The sequence below is a fragment of the Paraburkholderia sp. EG287B genome, from assembly GCF_040965595.1.
In the GTDB taxonomy this organism is placed as follows: Bacteria; Pseudomonadota; Gammaproteobacteria; order Burkholderiales; family Burkholderiaceae; genus Paraburkholderia.
Window position 1 is genome coordinate 1 of the sequence record NZ_JBFRCG010000103.1, and the last position, 333, is coordinate 333.

The following is a 333-nucleotide window of genomic DNA, read 5'->3' on the forward strand; positions in this document are numbered from 1 at the left end:
CCTTCGCCGGCACGAACGCGAAGAGCACGGTCTCGGTGGGTTCGGCGGGGAAGGAGCGCACGATCACCAACGTTGCGGCAGGCCAACTGACGGCTTCGTCGACCGACGCGGTGAATGGCTCGGAACTGTTCGCGACCAACCAGCAGGTCACGCAGAACTCGACCGACATCAGCGACCTGCAAGGCAACGTTACGAACATCAACGGCCAGCTCGCCGATGCGGTGATGTACGACACGTCGGCACACGATTCGGTGACGCTGGGCGGCACGGATGCGACCACGCCGGTGGCGCTGCACAACGTAGCTTCGGGCGCAGTCTCGGCGACGAGCTCCG

General features: G+C 65.2%; 1 pseudogene. It reads left to right on the forward strand.

Annotated elements, in window-relative coordinates:
• Positions 1-333: pseudogene (locus tag AB4Y40_RS42905) on the forward strand (hemagglutinin); the annotation flags it as partial.